Raw genomic sequence first — 16,206 nt, 5'->3', positions numbered from 1 at the left:
GTCTGACATGAGATATATTTCTATCCCGTTATAGATGCTTCCTACAAGGGCGGGGGAACCCAAATCCCCCGCCTATCACCTCCGAGAGAGGCGGGCGCCACATCGGCCGCAGGTTTCCTCCCATAGCGTGAAACGCTATCGACGCCGCTGCCCCCGAAACGGCGCTGGGCCGCGCGGACGGAAGCCGCCTCCGCCCCCTTCTGTCCTTCCTGGGTCTCTACCTTCATCAGGGCTCGCGGGGTCCTGCGGATCGTCAAAGCTGAGGTCATCTATCGCCTGGCTGACCCTTCGCCCACCGCGCGGAATGCGCGGGGCACGCGCTTGGGCGCTGATGCGCACGCCTTTGGGAGTGATGCCGGCACCCGCTTCCCGCAGGAGCGAAGCCAGGGCGCTTTCGTGTACTGGGCGCCCGTTAGCCTTCTCAATGACTAGGGGTGAGAGCCTGCCCGCGGCGATAAGCTCAGTTACTGCCACCAGTAGAAAGCGCACCGCTTCTTCGTGGCTAATGCCTCCAGGCAGGGCATCGAAGAAGGTGCTCAGGCTGCGGCCGCCACGGCTAAGGTGGGCGATGAGTAGGCCGTCGACAAGCACTACCAGCGCACCAGCCGCACGCGTGGGCCCACCCTTACCTGTCTGGCCATCACTATCATCGCGCTGCGGCCAGGGCAGCGCGGCGCCGTAGGGATTAGCGGGATCCGCCGCGGCCAAGACATAAGTCTGCGGCTCCTGCGTCCCCGAGGGCCAGCCCATGACATCGGGGGAATCCGCGAGGCCACGCAGTCGATCGATGACGGCGGGCGTGGAAAACTGCGCAGCGCCCAGCCCGTCAATAACGTAACCGCGCAGTGCTTTGCCGCTTTCCTCGAAACCGGAGAGTACCTTGTAGGCCAAGGCGAAACCTCCTATGACGTCCTCCGCGACCACGCTGCCGCGGGTGACAACGCCATAGCGATCCAGCCAGGCCTCCCCGTGCGCCACCGAGCGGGCGGTGGCCTCCGTCGAAGCCGCCATGGACAGTGCCCACCTCCCCGCCATATCGTTAGGCACAGCGCCACCGGCTCCCGGTCCCGCTTGCTGCGCCTGGGCAAAAGAGGTCCTGCCCATGCGCAGGCGCGAGCGGGTGGGGCGCCGCTTGGCACGATGGGCGGTGGCAGCGCGCCGACCGGAGGCTGCAAGATGGGAACGCACTGGGCCAAAGGAATCCGGGGAAACTATGCCCATCTCCACAAGCTCCCACATTGCTTCCCGCAGCTCCTGGGGCGTCGCCGGCACTTCCCGGGCAAGGTCGTGGAAAAGAAATCCGCCTCCCCGGGATAGAACCGCCACTACCGCCTGCTGAACCACACTCAGGGAGTGTGTGTCGTGGTGTGGAATGAGTTGGGCCGCGTAATCCACCGGCAAGAGCATGATCCAAGGATCCGCGTTGCCGGCCTTACCCGCGCCGACGATAAGCACTTCCCCGTTGAGGGTGAGCTCGTCAAGCAGCGGTGGAGAGTAGTCCCCCACCCGCGCCGGCAACACCAAAGACTCCCACGCAGAGGCCGGCAGGCGCACCCCGGCCAGCTGCTCGACGACGGCAAATACCCCATCAGCCCCACGCAACGCCGGGCGCTGTCCACTGGGCGCGACCTGCTGCCAATCCGGGAGGAAACGCCCATAAGCAGCCTGCGAGACGGGCTCGGTGGCTGCACGCGCCGCCGCAAGAGAACGCGAGCGAATGATGCGCAAGACCTCGCTCGCGCAGTACTCCGTCTCCTCGATTCCCTGGCGATAGCGCCCCTCCACGATGTTATCCAAGGATCCAAGCACGGTATGCGCGGCCGAGACAGAAAGACCAAAGGCTTCCGCGAGATCGCGCAATATGAAGGGCCCACGCGTGCGTGCCCAACGCGCCACCAGCTGTGCCAAAGCATCGGTGATGGTGGCCTGCTGCGCCGCCACGCCCGGCGGGACCGGAACCCCTAGTCCGTCACGCAGCAATGGCGCATCGTGAGACTGGGCCACGTGCTCGCGCCCGCCGATCCGCACGAACATGATGCGCGAGCCAAGGCCCTTGATCGCCGCGAGCGGGACATCCGTGTGCGCGGGTAGCTCATCAATAGGAATAGGGCCGAGGACGCGGAAGAGATCCGCCACCTCCTCGGTGGTGCGCGCCCTTCGCCCCGGCGCAGTGCGCTGCAGTTGCGCATCCACCTGCTCGATGATCTCGGGTTCTAGAAGCTCGCGCAGCTCGACGGTTCCCAGCAACTTGGCCAGGAGCGCCGGGTCAAGAGCCAGCGCAGCAGCACGCTTTTCCGCCAGGGGCGAATCCCCCTCGTACATAAAGGCGCCTGTGTAGTTAAAGAGCAGCGTCGAAGCAAAGGGCGAGGGCTGCTGCGTTGTCACCTCCGCGATGCGAATTCGGCGATGCCCGAGCTCGCGCATCGTGGTGCTTAAAGCCGGGAGGTCATAAACGTCCTGCAGGCACTCTCGCACTGTCTCCAAGATGATGGGGAATGAAGGATATTTGCGGGCGACGTCGAGAAGCTGCTCGGCGCGCTGCCGCTGCTGCCAGAGAGGGGCACGCTTGCCCGGATTGCGCCGTGGCAGCAACAAAGCCCTGGCCGCGCACTCGCGAAAGCGAGAGGCAAAAAGCGCTGAGCCGCCCACCTGCTCGGAGACAAGATCTGCTATCTCATCCGCGTCGAAGATAAAAAGGGACGCATCCGGCTCCTCCTCACCCTCCGGAAGGCGCAGGACGATGCCGTCGTCGCCGGCAACGGCCTGAGGATCCATGCCCGTTCTTTCTGCCACGCGCGCACCTACGGCGAGAGCCCATGCAGCGTTGACTCCGCGGCCAAAGGGCGAGTGCAGCACTATTCGCCAATCCCCTAGCTCATCGTGAAAACGCTCCAGAAGCAGGGTTTTTTCATCGGGAACGAGACCCGTGGCCTCGTACTGTTCGTTGAGGTAGGCCAAGATATTCGCACGCCCGCGCTTGTCGACGTCGCGGATAAGACCCGGGTCCTCGCGCACGTCGCGGCGATACGCGCCCAGCGCCTGCCCCAGTTCGAAGGGGCGGCCGGCCTGGTCACCGTTCCAAAAAGGCAGCCGGCCTGTGTGACTGGGGGCCGGGGTCACTATGACCTGGTCGCGGGTGATCTCCTCTATTCGCCAGCTTGTGGCCCCGAGGGTAAATACGTCACCCGCACGGGACTCGTAGACCATCTCCTCGTCGAGTTCTCCCACTCGGCGCGGCGCGCCTTGGCCACCGGCTAGAAACACCCCGAACATGCCGCGATCCGGGATGGTTCCTCCGCTGGTAACGGCGACGCGCTGCGCACCTGGTCGTGGGGTGAGCAACCCGGTGACTCGGTCATAGACTACCCGCGGCTTCAGTTCCGCAAAGTCGGTGGAGGGATAGACACCGCTAACCAGATCGATGACCGAGTCAAACACCTCCCGGGCCAGATCGCGGTAGGGCCAGGCTCGCCGCACGGTGTCATACCATTCATCGACGTCAATACCATCCGCATGAGCGGCGACCTGGGCCACGGTTTGCTGCGCCAGCACATCAAGAGGGTTGGCCGGCGAATGCATTTCCTCGATGAGCCCCTCTTGCATGCGCGTGACGGTCAGAGCCGATTGGACGAGATCTGCACGGTGCTTGGGATAAAAAGAACCGTGCGAGACGGCCCCCACCGAGTGCCCGGCGCGGCCCACACGCTGCAGGCCGGAGGCCACCGAGGGCGGCGACTCTACTTGGACAACCAATTCGACGGCACCCATGTCGATTCCCAGTTCAAGGGAGCTGGTCGCCACCACGGCGCGCAGGGTACCTTCCTTGAGCATCGTCTCTGTCTGCGCGCGCTCATCCTTAGAAACCGAGCCATGATGCGCACGGGCGATGATTGCGGGAGCCTTGCCCGCCACGTCCACCTGCTTCATCAGCTGCGCGGGATCGCGCCTGGTCTCAGGGGAAAGACTATCTGGATCAAACTCCTGCGCATAGAGCTCGTTGAGGCGCGAGGTCAAACGCTCGGCGGTGCGGCGGGCGTTGACAAAGATGAGCGTTGAACGGTGCTCCATGACCTCTCTATAGAGTTCCTCCTCGATGAACGGCCAGATCGACTTCGCACTCGGCAGCGCTGAATCCTCAGCCACCGGCGGGAGATTCTCGCGGGTGATCCCAATGCGATCATCAACAGTGAGCTCACCGATGGTTGAGCCATGCTCCGGGGTGGGAAGATCTGACATGTCCTCCACCGGCACGTGGATCTGCAGACTCCAGCGCTTCTGCGCAGGGGGTGCGACTATCTCTACGGGGCGACCACCTCCGAGAAAGTTTGCAACCGCACTCAGGGGACGCACCGTGGCTGAAAGCCCAATGCGTTGGAAGGAGCCTGCCACCGCCGCCAGCCGCTCGAGGGTTAGCGCCAGGTGCACGCCGCGCTTCGTGCCCGCCAGTGCGTGAATCTCATCCACGATGACCGTGTCCACCGTAGATAAAATGCCCGCGGCTTTAGACGTGAGCATGAGATAGGCAGATTCTGGAGTGGTAATTAACACGTCTGGGGGCTTGCGTACCTGGCGTGCACGCTCCGCGGCTGGGGTATCTCCCGAGCGCACCGCCACCGAGATATCCGGGATGGGCAGTCCCATGCGCTCAGCCACACGGGAAATTCCCGCCAGTGGCGCCCGCAGGTTATTCTCCACATCGACGCCGAGGGCTTTAAGCGGTGAAATATACAAGATGCGCACCCCATCGTGGGTACCCTGCGCCTTTCCCACTGGAAGCGCAGTCTGGCCCTCTCTTTCAACGAGGCTATCCAAGGCCCAGAGAAAGGCCGCCAGCGTCTTACCGGAGCCGGTCGGCGCCACAACTAAGGCATGCTCGTTGCGGGAAATGGCCTCCCAAGCCGCAGCCTGGACTGAAGTTGGGGCGGCGAAAACCTCCTGGAACCATCCCGCTACCTGGGGATGGAAACGTGAAAGGATATTTTCCGGCATGCCCTACTTTAACCCGCGGGGTAGTCTGGTCAGCATGAGCGTTGAGATTTCTGATTCCCGCCTGACTAACTCCCTCGCAGAAGGCTGCGGCGAGATCCTCAAAGGAGTACGCAATGGCGGCCTCTTGCGGGGGCTTTCGCTCGGTGATGCCGGTGACGAGGCCGCCCAAGAATGGATAGCACGGGTGCTTGCGCACCACCGCCCGGAAGACGGCATCCTCTCAGAGGAGGCCACCGATGACCTCAGCCGGTTAAAGAAGCATCGCGTATGGGTCATCGATCCTTTGGACGGCACCAAGGAATTTGCCACCGGCCGCCAGGATTGGGCAGTCCATATTGCGTTGGTCATCGACGGCGCTCCCCAGTTTGCCGCGGTAAGCCTGCCGGACCTCGGCGTCACCTTCAAGTCCTCAGATGTGCGCGCCGTGACCGGCCCGCTGGCCAAGCGCTTCGTGGTCTCGCGTAACCGTCCGCCACAGGTGGCAAGCTACATCGCCGAGAACATGGGCTTTGACACCGTGGGAGTAGGTTCCGCTGGGGCAAAGGCCATGCACGTCTTACTCGGTGACTTTGATGGCTACATTCACGCCGGTGGGCAATACGAATGGGACCAAGCAGCCCCCGTGGGCGTTGCCTTGGCCGCTGGCTTGCACTGCTCGCGCCTCGATGGCAGCCCCATCACTTTCAACAACGAGGACACGTTCATCCCCGATCTCCTCATCTGCCGCCCCGAATTGGCCGATGACATCTTGGAGCACGCGGCCAAGTACGCCGACATCAACGGTGGCTTCTAAGCACCGTTGATGTCCTTCACGAACTCCGTCCACTAGGGTCTGCATTCCAGAGCTTGAGGCCTCAGCCTTGTTTTGCCCCGCTGTTTTCTTCACCAGCTCTTTGATTAGACTGTTCACCATGATCGCAACGCCATATGAAGACCTGCTCCGTTCCGTGCTCCACGATGGCGCCTCCAAAGGCGACCGCACTGGGACGGGAACCCGCTCGATATTCGGCGCTCAGTTACGCTACGACCTCAGCAAGTCTTTTCCCCTCCTGACCACGAAGAAAGTCTATTTCCATGGCGTGATCGGCGAGTTACTGTGGTTCCTGCGCGGCGAGTCCAACGTCTCCTGGTTGCAAGAAAACCGCGTGAAGATCTGGGATGCCTGGGCCGATGAGAACGGCGAGCTCGGACCCGTCTACGGAGTGCAATGGCGTTCTTGGCCCACACCAGCTGGCGAACACATTGACCAGATCCAATCGGCCCTAGACACCTTGCGCAATAATCCGAATTCTCGGCGCAATATCGTCTCCGCGTGGAATGTCGCGGAGCTCGACAAGATGGCACTTATGCCCTGCCATCTTCTGTTTCAGCTCTATGTTGCGGATGGAAAGCTCAGCATGCAGGTCTATCAGCGTTCTGCGGACATGTTCCTCGGGGTTCCTTTCAACTTGGCCTCCTATGCCGCGCTGACCCACATGTTTGCTCAGCAGGCGGGCTTGGAAGTCGGTGACCTCATCTGGACCGGCGGTGACTGCCATATTTACAATGACCACATCACCCAAGTCGAGGAACAGCTCTCCCGGGCACCGCGTGAATACCCCCAGCTCAAACTCCACAAAGCCGCTTCCCTTTTTGATTACAACTTCGACGACTTTGAGCTCATCGGCTACGACCCCCACCCTTCAATCAAGGCCCCGGTGTCCGTCTAATGCTGGGGGCGATTTGGGCTCAATCCCTCGACGGCGTCATCGGTGACGGCCAGGCCATGCCTTGGCACGTCCCAGAGGATCTCAAGCACTTTAAGGCAGTGACCGTGGGCAGTCCGGTGGTCATGGGTCGGCGCACCTGGGATTCGCTAAACCCGCGCTTTCGTCCGCTGCCTGGGCGAGACAATTACGTTGTCTCCTCACGGGAGGCCGGACAATGGTCCGCAGGCGCCAGTGTCAGCCCAACCATTCCACCGTTAGATTCCGCCTGGGTCATCGGCGGCGGACAGCTTTACGCGGCAACCCTTGACCGCGTCGATACCATCGAAGTCACCCTCATCGGGGTCAACGTGGGGAATATCTACGGGGATCGGGCGGTTTATGCACCTGAGGTCCCCAGTGACTTCGGCCTCCAAGCCAGCACTGACTGGCTGGTCTCCGAAAAAGGTCACCTCGACATTCCCGGGCAGCCTCCCAGTGAGCTGCCTCTTAAGTACCGCTTCCTGACATATCAAAGAAAGGGTTCAGCCTAAATGGCCATCGAAACACCTCACACCAGCGCAGATGTCACGATCTTTTTTGCGGATTGGTGCCCGTTTTGCTCCCGCCTGCGCGAACGCCTCGACCGCACGGATACCCCCTATGAACTTATTGACGTCGAAGCGGAAGGCACCGAGGACATCAACGAATGGATCAAGTCCGTCAACGACGGCAACCGCATCGTCCCAACGGTTCTCTATGGCGACGGCACCCATGAAACCAACCCACAGGCCTCTGCCGTGCGTGCCAAGATAGAAGAACTGCACGGCGTCAAGTCCTAGCGCCGTGCGTGGGTAGCTCTTCGATACTTCGTTATAGCCAGAGCTACTCAGGGTTACTCGTCTTCATCCTCGCCGAAAAGCTCCACCATATCTGCCGGTGAGAGCGTTGCATCCATGCCGGAGAGCTCCTTCGAGTAGATGGTGTGAAGATAGTTCTCAAGTTCCTTCTTCAGCTGCTGGGCATCGAATTTATTGAGCAGCAGCAGCCGCTTGGAGGAACCACCAGGGATGGTTTTCTCTACAGCGAGGGTGTCTACGCCATCCTTGGTGACGAGCTCGGTAAAGACCTCGCGACGCTGCACATCGATGAACTTAAGGTCAGTTTTATCAGTGGTGTTACCAGTAGTTTTACCGGCGGAATTATTTGCCATGACTAACAAGTTATCTGATTTAGCGCCGCCACGGGCCATGCTGGTAATCTATTTTCTTGGCGCAAGTAGCCGAACACGTCGGCGCACTTAAACCACCCTTGCCCCAGTAGCTCAGGGGATAGAGCACGGCTCTCCTAAAGCCGGTGTCGTAGGTTCGAATCCTATCTGGGGCACCAAAAACCTCGACTACCAGTAGAAATAGCTTGGTAGTCGAGGTTTAGTTTTGCTTTAGACTGCCTTCTCCGAGGCCGTGTTAGCCGCGGGTGCCTTGGCACCCATGTGCCGTACGTGCTGGAAGAGCGTCATGGCTACTGCCCCAGCGAGGAAGATGTAGATACCGATGGTGATTGGACTCGAGACCAAGGCAGACAGGTCACCCTCCGAAATGGTCAGCGCGCGGCGCAGGGAGACCTCGGCCAGTGGTCCCAGAATGAGGCCGATAAGCACCGGCGCGATGGGCACCGAATAGCGGCGCATAAGGAATCCCAGGCAGCCGAGCAACAACATGATGAGGAGATCTACCGTGGAGGCGCTTACTGCATAGACCCCAAGTACCGCCAGGACAGAGATCCCGGCATAGAGGTAGTTGTTGGGAATGAGCAGCAGTTTCGCCCACACCGAGGCCATGAACAGGTTCAAGGCCAAAAGGACGATAAGCGCCAAGAACAGCGAAGCGAGCAGCGTCCACACCATGTCCCCGGAGCGCTCGAAGAGCAGGGGACCTGGTTGCATGCCAAACTGCTGGAATGCGGCGAGGAGGATTGCTGCTGTAGCCGACGTCGGCAAGCCTAAGGCCAACAGTGTTCCCAAGGAGGTGCTGGCGGTGGCGTTGCCGGCGGACTCCGGTGCAGCCAGGCCGTTGATGGAGCCAGTGGTACCGAAGTCGGTCTGGCCGCGTTTCTTAGCTAGGCGTTTTTCATTTCCATAGGCCAAGAAGGTGGGGATCTCCGAGCCGCCGGCCGGAATCAGACCGAAAGGAGCGCCGAATGCGGTACCGCGCAGCCACGAGGGCAGCGCGCGCCGAAAGTCCGCGCCCGACATCGTTGCCCGCGGTGCGGAGGCGATGCGGGACTTGGAAACAACGTCCTCGCGCGCAGTGGCCGAATGTAGGATCTCCCCCACCGCGAGAAGACCGACAGTGACGACAACGATGTCGATGCCTTCGAAAAGCTGCGGGACCGAAAAAGTGAAGCGCTCGGTGCCGCTCGGGCCGTCAATTCCCACCATGGACAGGGCCAGGCCGATGATGAGGGCGCCAAGCCCGCGAATGATGGACTCCGAGACCACCGAGGAAATAGCCACGAAGGCGAATACGGCCAGCGCGAAGTACTCAGCCGGGCCGAACTTGGTGGCCAAGATGACCATGTAGGGCGAGGCAAAGACCACCAGGATGGTGGCGAGGGTTCCGCCGATAAATGCGCCTATAGCGGCAGTGGCCAGCGCCGTTGCCGCACGGCCATCCTTGGCCATGCGGTGCCCCTCGAGGGAGGACGCGATGGCGGAGGCCTGCCCCGGCGTGTTCAGGAGGATGCCGGCTGTGGAGTCGCCGAAGAGTCCACCGAAGTAGACGGCCGCAAACATGATGAACGCCGCTGTGGGATCAAGGGCAAAGGTAATGGGTAGCAGCAAAGCCACCGCCATCGACGATCCTAGGCCGGGGAGCACGCCGACCGCGGTGCCAAGTACTGCGCCGATGACTAGGAAGAGCAGGTGGTTAGGGGACAAAGCCTCCGCAAAGCCGCCGAGGAGAAGCTGCAGTTGTTCCATTAGATGTTCCCCCAGATTCCGGAGGGCAGGTTAAGGCCTAACCCCGTGACGAAAAGTAAATAAGTTATCGACCCAACAAGAAGCGCGACTGCGATGTCTCGCCACCAGTTGCGGCTGCCCAAGGCATAATTGACAATCCCAAATAATGCGGCCGAGCCGAGGATCCATCCCAGGTATGGCAGCGCAAGAATGACCACAACGAATCCCCCGATGATAAGGAACGGCGCGGCAGTAGCCTTGTCCTCCGTTGAGACGGCAATGTCCTTGGCCTCCTCCGTTACTTGGCCAAGATCCTCTAGCATGTCTCCTGAGAAGGAGCCATCCTCGATATGCGTCTCCGCGGTGGATCTCCGCCCTGAAACAACAATGTCAACGGCCAACGCCGCTGCCACAACAAGCCCAGCTATTCCAAGGAGAGTTGGAAGAAAAAGTGGCCCGGGAGTCGTATCCCCAACGACCTCAATAGTTTGCCTTCCCAGCAGCAGGATCACTGAAATGACCACGAGAATCGCCACGATGGTGAACTCGCCATAACGAATTCGGCTCTTCTTTACTGCGGCCTTGCTGGAACCATTATCTGGTTGTTGTTCTGCTCTGTGGCCCGAATTCTGATCCGTTTGTTGGTTCATCACAGTCCCAGCCTTTCTACGGTGTCTTCTGCCAGTGCTAGTTCGTCGGCAAAGAACTGGTCCAACTCCGGTCCCGTAAGGAAGGTGTTTTGCCAACCATTGCGGCTTGCAATCTCCCGCCACTCCTCGGACTCGTTGACCTCGGTCAAGATGGCGACCAATTCACTCTTCTCTTCCTCGCTCAGACCCGGTGGCGCAACCACACCCCGCCAATTTGCGGCGACGACGTCGATACCGCCCTCTTGGAGTGTGGGGAAGTCCACTCCTTCCTGGCGCTCGGGCGCGGAAATCCCCAAGACGCGCAGGCTGCCTGCCTCCACTTGGTCTTGGATTTCTTTGTATCCCGTCACGCCGACATCGACAGAGTTCGATAGCATCGCGTTGAGCAACTCCCCGCCGCCTTCGAAAGGGATGTACTTCATACTCTTGACGTCGATGCCCAAGGCCAAAGCACTGCGGCTGGCTAGGAGGTGATCGGTGTTGCCAATCGATGCCCCTCCAACCGCAACGGAGGATGGATCCTCGACCCAGGCGTTAGCGAAGTCTTCCAAGGTGGCGAACTCGGAGCCCGCAGGCACCGCAATCACCGAGTACTCCTCGGTCATCCGCGCGATAGGCGTGACATCCGCGATCGAGACTCCAGGCTGGGCAATGACGGAGGAGGCGATCATCCCTCCGCCCGTGATGAGCAGCCGGTTCTCATTGCCCACCGATTGCGCCAGGCTTTCAAGGGCGATGAGCCCTCCTGCACCAGGGATGTTGACTACCTGCAGGTTATTAACAATGTTCTCCGAACGCGAGACCTGTTGGATCGCACGGGCAGTGGTGTCCCATCCCCCACCCGTCGCCGCACCGGCGATGATAGACAGGTTCGAACGCGACGTCGTCCCCTCCGCCTGGGTGGAGGAAACCACCATGCCAGCAACAGTAGCCACCACGGCCAACACCATTAGCACCGCTGTCACCACTCGCGATTGTGACTTGGACTGGGCCATAAAACCTCCGCTTCCTGGTTAACTTCTTGTGACGCACCTTCTCCACCAACAGGGCTGTCAAGCGCTGATGGCCAAGTCCACTGCCGCCACGAAAGGTGTCTGTGCTTCACATCACCTTCTGTTAAATAAAACTATCAATCAATAATGTGGCGTACATCATTTTTAAAAGGAAAGCTTGACTGCATCACAGCACCGCGTACAGGAAAATGAACAGCCAGCCGAGCTTGCCGCGTTGTGTCCACTAGGCTTTTGAAGCGTTAGGCCAGTACCCTTTGAGACATGGCCGCTCCCCTTCGTCACAGCAAGTACTGGGAGTATTTCGTGGCGGTTGCGGAGGAAGGCAGCGTCACTCGCGCGGCACAGAGGCTGGGCCTGACGCAATCCCCGGTGTCCCAGGGGATCAAACGCCTGGAGCAATCCATTGGATCCTCTCTTTTCGAGCGCCACCCGCAGGGTGTCACGCTCAGCGAGAGCGGAAAGCTTTTGCTCCCCCAAGCCCGCGTCTTGCTGCGGGATGCTTATGAACTGCAAAGGCTCACAGACTCTTCCAATCACAACTCGAGCATCCGGCTGGGCTTGGCGCCCTCGGTGCCCGTTCCTTGCGCTACTGCTGTTGCACAGTAATTGGCCTCGACAGCGCCTGACTTTCACGTGCGCGAGGCAAGTTGCGAGCAGTTGCTCACGGCCGTTGGTGAGGGCACCCTGGATTGCGCAGTCATCGAAGATCCTTCCCCGACGGGATCGCTCGCGCGCGGACAGCTCCACGAGGTCCCCCGAATCCTGGCAGGAGTATCGTCGAAGCGCCTGCGTGGGCATAATCTGCAGGGATATACGCTCTACGACGACAATCGGGCGATTAGCCCCGCCGCGGCGGACCGTTTGTCCGATGCTTTCTTCTCAGCGGGATTATCCCCGCGTGTGGAATCTTTCCCCGGCCGGGCAACCTTTTCGGCACTAGTGGCGGCAGGAAAGGCCCTCGCGTTGGTAACGCCCGAGCACGCGCAACTGTGGCCGGGCACTTTCTTGCCGAGCACTTTCAACCTACGCCTGCGCGCGGTGGTTCCCGCGCATCATCTCAGCGCCCCGGATGGCCGCGATCTGCGGGCCCTGATCGACTCCGCTTTGCGGGAATCCACCCGAACACTCGAGGCAATGGTGAAGTAGGTGGGTTTACAGGAGGACATCGGCAGCATTCTCACAACAGCCGGCTGCGATGGATGGGCCGCAGCACGGCTACTTGGTTCACAGGGGCCGTGCTTGGGACGCGGCCAGGACGAGCACATCGCCATCGCCTCGATGTATAAGCTGCACGTGCTGGGCGCATTTTGCCTCGCCGTCGATGCGGGTGCCATAGATCCGCGGCTTCGCCTCGAGGTCACTGCGCGGGCGGGAGCACCGGGGATGATCGGTCTGGGCATGTTCGATGACCCAGTCTCCATCAGCATCCGGGATCTTGCTCGTTTGATGATCATGGTCTCCGACAGCGCGGCGGCCCATACCCTGCTGCGAATCATTCCTCAGAGCTTTCTCGATCGCGTACTGAGCAGTGCAAGGCTGCACAACACCACCATTATTGTTCCAGATATAGCAGCAGCACACCTTCCCGATTTACCTCAGGATTCTTCGGCCGCCAGCGAAACCATCCGCCTGCTCGCCCAAGCCCCGAACGCGCCGACAGACTACTGTGCTTACCGTGCAACAAGCACGACGAAAGAGCTATGCCGCATGCTCGACTGGTTCTTCACCACGGATGAGCTAAGCACGCCTAGCCGGGCTTTTGCTGCCAAAGTCCTGGGCCAGCAGGTGTTCACGCACCGAATCCCCTCCGGTTTTCCCGCCGCTGATGTCAGCTTCGCCGGCAAAACCGGCACCATCGGGCCCATACGCGGAGAAACCTCACTCATCAGCATTCCGGGTGAAGTACCGATTGTCGTCTCAGTGGTCACTCGCTCGGCGAGAATCGGCGCTAACCTTCCCGCCGCTGATGTAGCCATAGGGAGGATAGCGCGCCTGCTTGTGGATGAGATCCGTCTAGCCATGTGAATTCTTGGCCCGTTCCTGGCCTGCCTATCAACGGTTATTCGCACTGAGAATGCCCGGATCCCGCCTTTTTGCTTTGTTGGCGCGCATGCTGACTTGTTAGCGTCGCCTCCATGTTCGTGCAGAAGAAGTCCAGGTTAAACACCATAGCTTCACGCCAGGCGGTGGCGGCGCTCTTGTGGTTCTCCGCGCTCTCGCTTAACGCTTGTAGCTTTCCTTGGAGCAAGGACCCAGTAGAAGATTTCATCCAGGCCCTCAACGAGGCAGATGCCACGACGGCCGCCAAACACAGCTGCGGTCCAGGTGCCACGGCCGAAGCTCTTCAACAGTTGCGTGACAACATCGGAGATACAAAGCTGCATGTCTCGCTGTTGCCCGGAGGCGAGAATCGCACGGAAACCACGTGGACGGTGCCCTCCGGCGAGGAGTTGAAGACAACTGGCACTGCGGAGCGCGATCCTGATAGCGGCCTAGTTAAATGGAGCCCCGCGCTGCTGGATGAAGCCGCGCCAACCGACACCACCTTCCTCTATTCCACCGATCGCAGGGTAGAGACCCCGGTCGTGGATCGCAGCGGCAATAAGCTCTTGTCGTGGACCCAGGTCACCGTCATCAGCGCAGGGCCGGCGTAATTGGGGCAGGCAGCACAGATTGCGCACGCCGTCTCCGAAGTTCTCCCCGATGTCACGCCCCAATGGATTGAGGAGCGCATCAATGCCGCAGGTGGCGAGAGCACTGCGCTTTTTAGCGTGAGAAGTCGGGATATGGACACCGTCAGGGCGCGGTTGCAGTCCATCGACGGTCTCAGCATGCGGGAGGAAAGCCGGTTGCTATCCAACTCGCGGGAGCTCAGCATTCCCTTGGATCAAGGCCTCTCGGACTACTGGATGGAGGCATTGGAGAAGGGGGCAGGGTGGAGCTTGCGCGCGGTTTCAGAGCAAGGCGAGGAGATTCTTGGTAGCGCAGCCCCGGAGCACATCGTTCGCATCACCACCACCTTGCATCTCCCCATGCAGGCGGCGGCACAACGTGCCGTCGATGCGGAGAGTAAACCCGCCGCATTCGTCGCCATCGGATCAGGGGGAGATATCCTTGCCGTGGCCCAGAATGCCGCCGCATCGGAACAAGGAAGCATCGCGCTGACTGGTCTATTTCCGCCTGGCTCAACTTTCAAGACCGTCACCACGGCGGGCGCTTTGACTTCGGGAACGGTGGGCCCAGATGACATAGTCGACTGCCCCGGCACAGCGGAGATTGATGGACGCATCATTCCCAACGACAACAACTTCGATCTCGGAAAAGTCCCCATGCACACCGCGTTTGCGCAGTCCTGCAACACCACCCAGGGCTTCATCTCCCAATCCTTCGCCCCGGAGACGATGCGGGACACGGCCCTAAGCCTGGGGCTCGGCGTTGATTTTGATTCGCCTGGCTTGACGACGGTCACTGGATCCGTCCCGTTGACTTCGCCCGGCGCGGCCCGTGTTGAGGCGGCAATCGGCCAGGGTGAGGTACTCTCCTCGCCTTTCGGGCTGGCCCTGATGGAGGCGTCATTAGCCAACAACGGAACGATGGCTTTGCCCCGGCTTATCACGAGTGTCGATGGCCCAGGCGGATTTGAAGTAGGAGCGTTAGAGGCTGACCACCAGCCCGCTCCACTGCCCGAACACACGGTGGAAAGCCTGCACTCGATGATGAAGGAAACGGTCACGACCGGCTCCGCCAAGACGCTCAGCGATATACCGGACCTTGGAGGAAAGACGGGAACCGCGGAAACCGGTTCAGGCGGCGCCCACGGTTGGTTCACTGGCATCGCAGGCGACGTAGGTTTTGCCAGCTTCGTTGAAAACGGAGACTCCTCGGCGCCTGCAATTGCTATCGCTGGGACGTGGCTGAGGGACGACTGGCGCTGGAAGTAGAAGCCGCACCAGAGCTTGAGCTAGAAGGAACAGTAGAAGTAGCCTGCGGCTCGGCGCTCTTTCTTTCTGTGGTCTCCGGGAAGGTCTCCCCCTTTTGCGCCCGCTGGTAACGCCGCTCCGCCTTTTCAATGTTGTCCTCGGTTACCTGCTTTTTCACATAAGCACTGAGATCGTCGGCGCTACCATAGCTCGAGGCGGCGACTACAAAATCTTCCCCGAAAGATACCGATGAGTGCAGGTCCCGCCCATCAGACCAGCCCCACTTTGTACCAATGACATCATCAAGCTCCGCGGTGCCATAGTTTTGCTCGTATCCATCAGCCGAAATGGGATCAGCGTGTGCCATGGCTACGAGAACTGGGTGAGTCTCATCGCGCTTGCGCAGCTGCACGATGAAGTCCACGACGTCATAGGTAGAGGTCAAGGACTGCCCCCAGCTCGGACCGGACTCGGTGGATTCGAGCCCATATTCTTTGGCAATGTCATCGACAGATTCCGGGTATTTGTCAAAGAGCTCCTCCGCGCTGATATCGGAGGAATTTGCCACCATATCCAAGGCCTCATACTTGTCGGCGAACTCGCCCTCTTCCACAACGTAGGTCGCAATATAGAGCTTGATGAGACTGAGCGCTGGGCGGGCAGCATGCTCGGATTTAGATCCCATCCGGATGCCATCACTCATGCGGTAGTAGCTCAGCTGCTGGAGCTTGTCATTGCCGCCGAGGATCTCACCGGTGTTATCGGGGACCGCGCTGGCCGGCACGGATGACTCCCCATACTTTAAGGTGCCGTCATCGCGCTTGGTCTGTGTGGATGCGCGCTCACTGTTTGTGCACGCACTCAAGAATGAAACAGAGAGCGAAAACGCAGCGATGGCGGCAACGGTTTTCACCGCTGCCGCCTTCCGCATCGGGTCATGTTTAGGCACGAAGTAGATAGTACCCAGTTGCTAAGACAGTGACCTCGATT

At 60.4% G+C, this 16,206-nt stretch carries 15 protein-coding genes and 1 tRNA gene; 10 read left to right on the top strand and 6 right to left on the bottom strand.

The annotated features are described in order from the left end of the window. Positions 1-135 precede the first annotated feature (135 nt). Positions 136-4,989: an ATP-dependent helicase gene (locus tag F4V60_RS03920; RefSeq protein WP_075729428.1), complete on the bottom strand. Its 4,854-nt coding sequence runs from the start codon at positions 4,987-4,989 to the stop codon at positions 136-138. 34 nt (positions 4,990-5,023) lie between these two features. On the opposite strand from F4V60_RS03920, the gene F4V60_RS03915 reads away from it, so the two are divergent. From F4V60_RS03915 to F4V60_RS03900, 4 genes are all read left to right on the top strand, one after another. Beyond that, entirely contained in the window at positions 5,024-5,782 is a 759-nt protein-coding gene (locus F4V60_RS03915) for a 3'(2'),5'-bisphosphate nucleotidase CysQ (RefSeq protein ID WP_174775539.1), read from the top strand. 109 nt (positions 5,783-5,891) lie between these two features. Beyond that, complete coding sequence (locus tag F4V60_RS03910) at positions 5,892-6,698, top strand: thymidylate synthase (protein ID WP_174775540.1); 807 nt, start codon at positions 5,892-5,894, stop codon at positions 6,696-6,698. Further along, the gene (locus F4V60_RS03905) at positions 6,698-7,228 is read left to right on the top strand and encodes a dihydrofolate reductase (RefSeq protein ID WP_075729426.1); all 531 of its coding nucleotides are present in this window, start codon (positions 6,698-6,700) and stop codon (positions 7,226-7,228) included. The genes F4V60_RS03910 and F4V60_RS03905 overlap by 1 nt, the downstream gene beginning before the upstream one ends. Then, on the top strand, positions 7,229-7,516 hold the full coding sequence (locus tag F4V60_RS03900; RefSeq protein ID WP_075729425.1) for a glutaredoxin domain-containing protein: 288 nt from the start codon (positions 7,229-7,231) through the stop codon (positions 7,514-7,516). It begins immediately after the preceding gene. 53 nt (positions 7,517-7,569) lie between these two features. Here the strand turns inward: F4V60_RS03900 and F4V60_RS03895 are convergent, their stop codons facing one another. Then, entirely contained in the window at positions 7,570-7,887 is a 318-nt protein-coding gene (locus F4V60_RS03895) for a cg0963 family protein (RefSeq protein WP_075731034.1), read from the bottom strand. Between the two features lie 100 nt (positions 7,888-7,987). Between F4V60_RS03895 and F4V60_RS03890 the strand changes: the two genes are divergently transcribed. After that, positions 7,988-8,063 (top strand) — tRNA-Arg (locus F4V60_RS03890). Between the two features lie 52 nt (positions 8,064-8,115). Here F4V60_RS03890 and F4V60_RS03885 read toward each other — a convergent pair. From F4V60_RS03885 to F4V60_RS03875, 3 genes are read right to left on the bottom strand one after another with little or no spacing between them, the layout of a single operon-like run. Continuing rightward, the gene (locus tag F4V60_RS03885) at positions 8,116-9,654 is read right to left on the bottom strand and encodes a tripartite tricarboxylate transporter permease (protein WP_075729424.1); all 1,539 of its coding nucleotides are present in this window, start codon (positions 9,652-9,654) and stop codon (positions 8,116-8,118) included. Beyond that, positions 9,654-10,283 (bottom strand): tripartite tricarboxylate transporter TctB family protein, encoded by a 630-nt coding sequence (locus F4V60_RS03880; RefSeq protein ID WP_075729423.1) that lies wholly within the window; start codon positions 10,281-10,283, stop codon positions 9,654-9,656. The genes F4V60_RS03885 and F4V60_RS03880 overlap by 1 nt, the downstream gene beginning before the upstream one ends. Beyond that, complete coding sequence (locus tag F4V60_RS03875) at positions 10,283-11,248, bottom strand: Bug family tripartite tricarboxylate transporter substrate binding protein (RefSeq protein ID WP_170216836.1); 966 nt, start codon at positions 11,246-11,248, stop codon at positions 10,283-10,285. Before F4V60_RS03875 ends, F4V60_RS03880 begins: the two co-directional genes overlap by 1 nt. 309 nt (positions 11,249-11,557) lie before the next feature. Between F4V60_RS03875 and F4V60_RS03870 the strand changes: the two genes are divergently transcribed. The 5 genes from F4V60_RS03870 (at position 11,558) to F4V60_RS03855 (ending at position 15,237) form a co-directional block, all read left to right on the top strand. Next, entirely contained in the window at positions 11,558-11,902 is a 345-nt protein-coding gene (locus F4V60_RS03870) for a LysR family transcriptional regulator (protein ID WP_075729422.1), read from the top strand. Beyond that, the gene (locus tag F4V60_RS03865; protein WP_157105730.1) at positions 11,903-12,442 is read left to right on the top strand and encodes a type 2 periplasmic-binding domain-containing protein; all 540 of its coding nucleotides are present in this window, start codon (positions 11,903-11,905) and stop codon (positions 12,440-12,442) included. Further along, the gene (locus F4V60_RS03860) at positions 12,443-13,321 is read left to right on the top strand and encodes a serine hydrolase (RefSeq protein ID WP_075729420.1); all 879 of its coding nucleotides are present in this window, start codon (positions 12,443-12,445) and stop codon (positions 13,319-13,321) included. 110 nt (positions 13,322-13,431) lie between these two features. After that, entirely contained in the window at positions 13,432-13,950 is a 519-nt protein-coding gene (locus F4V60_RS12715) for a hypothetical protein (RefSeq protein ID WP_232315976.1), read from the top strand. Beyond that, positions 13,951-15,237: a penicillin-binding transpeptidase domain-containing protein gene (locus F4V60_RS03855; protein ID WP_232315975.1), complete on the top strand. Its 1,287-nt coding sequence runs from the start codon at positions 13,951-13,953 to the stop codon at positions 15,235-15,237. Here the strand turns inward: F4V60_RS03855 and F4V60_RS12510 are convergent. Continuing rightward, the gene (locus F4V60_RS12510; protein WP_232315974.1) at positions 15,194-16,165 is read right to left on the bottom strand and encodes a hypothetical protein; all 972 of its coding nucleotides are present in this window, start codon (positions 16,163-16,165) and stop codon (positions 15,194-15,196) included. The genes F4V60_RS03855 and F4V60_RS12510 overlap by 44 nt on opposite strands. Positions 16,166-16,206 lie beyond the last annotated feature (41 nt).

This window comes from Corynebacterium flavescens, assembly GCF_008693105.1.
GTDB lineage: Bacteria > Actinomycetota > Actinomycetes > Mycobacteriales > Mycobacteriaceae > Corynebacterium > Corynebacterium flavescens.
This window is presented reverse-complemented; position numbering and strand designations above follow the sequence as displayed.

What these genes read in the sequence shown, in the direction of transcription:
- F4V60_RS03915 (WP_174775539.1), top strand. Translation starts at nt 5,024, where the DNA reads ATGAGCGTTGAGATTTCTGATTCCCGCCTGACTAACTCCCTCGCAGAA.
- F4V60_RS03895 (WP_075731034.1), bottom strand. Translation starts at nt 7,887, where the DNA reads ATGGCAAATAATTCCGCCGGTAAAACTACTGGTAACACCACTGATAAA.
- F4V60_RS03900 (WP_075729425.1), top strand. Translation starts at nt 7,229, where the DNA reads ATGGCCATCGAAACACCTCACACCAGCGCAGATGTCACGATCTTTTTT.
- F4V60_RS03880 (WP_075729423.1), bottom strand. Translation starts at nt 10,283, where the DNA reads ATGAACCAACAAACGGATCAGAATTCGGGCCACAGAGCAGAACAACAA.
- F4V60_RS12715 (WP_232315976.1), top strand. Translation starts at nt 13,432, where the DNA reads ATGTTCGTGCAGAAGAAGTCCAGGTTAAACACCATAGCTTCACGCCAG.
- F4V60_RS03920 (WP_075729428.1), bottom strand. Translation starts at nt 4,989, where the DNA reads ATGCCGGAAAATATCCTTTCACGTTTCCATCCCCAGGTAGCGGGATGG.
- F4V60_RS03885 (WP_075729424.1), bottom strand. Translation starts at nt 9,654, where the DNA reads ATGGAACAACTGCAGCTTCTCCTCGGCGGCTTTGCGGAGGCTTTGTCC.
- F4V60_RS03870 (WP_075729422.1), top strand. Translation starts at nt 11,558, where the DNA reads ATGGCCGCTCCCCTTCGTCACAGCAAGTACTGGGAGTATTTCGTGGCG.
- F4V60_RS03905 (WP_075729426.1), top strand. Translation starts at nt 6,698, where the DNA reads ATGCTGGGGGCGATTTGGGCTCAATCCCTCGACGGCGTCATCGGTGAC.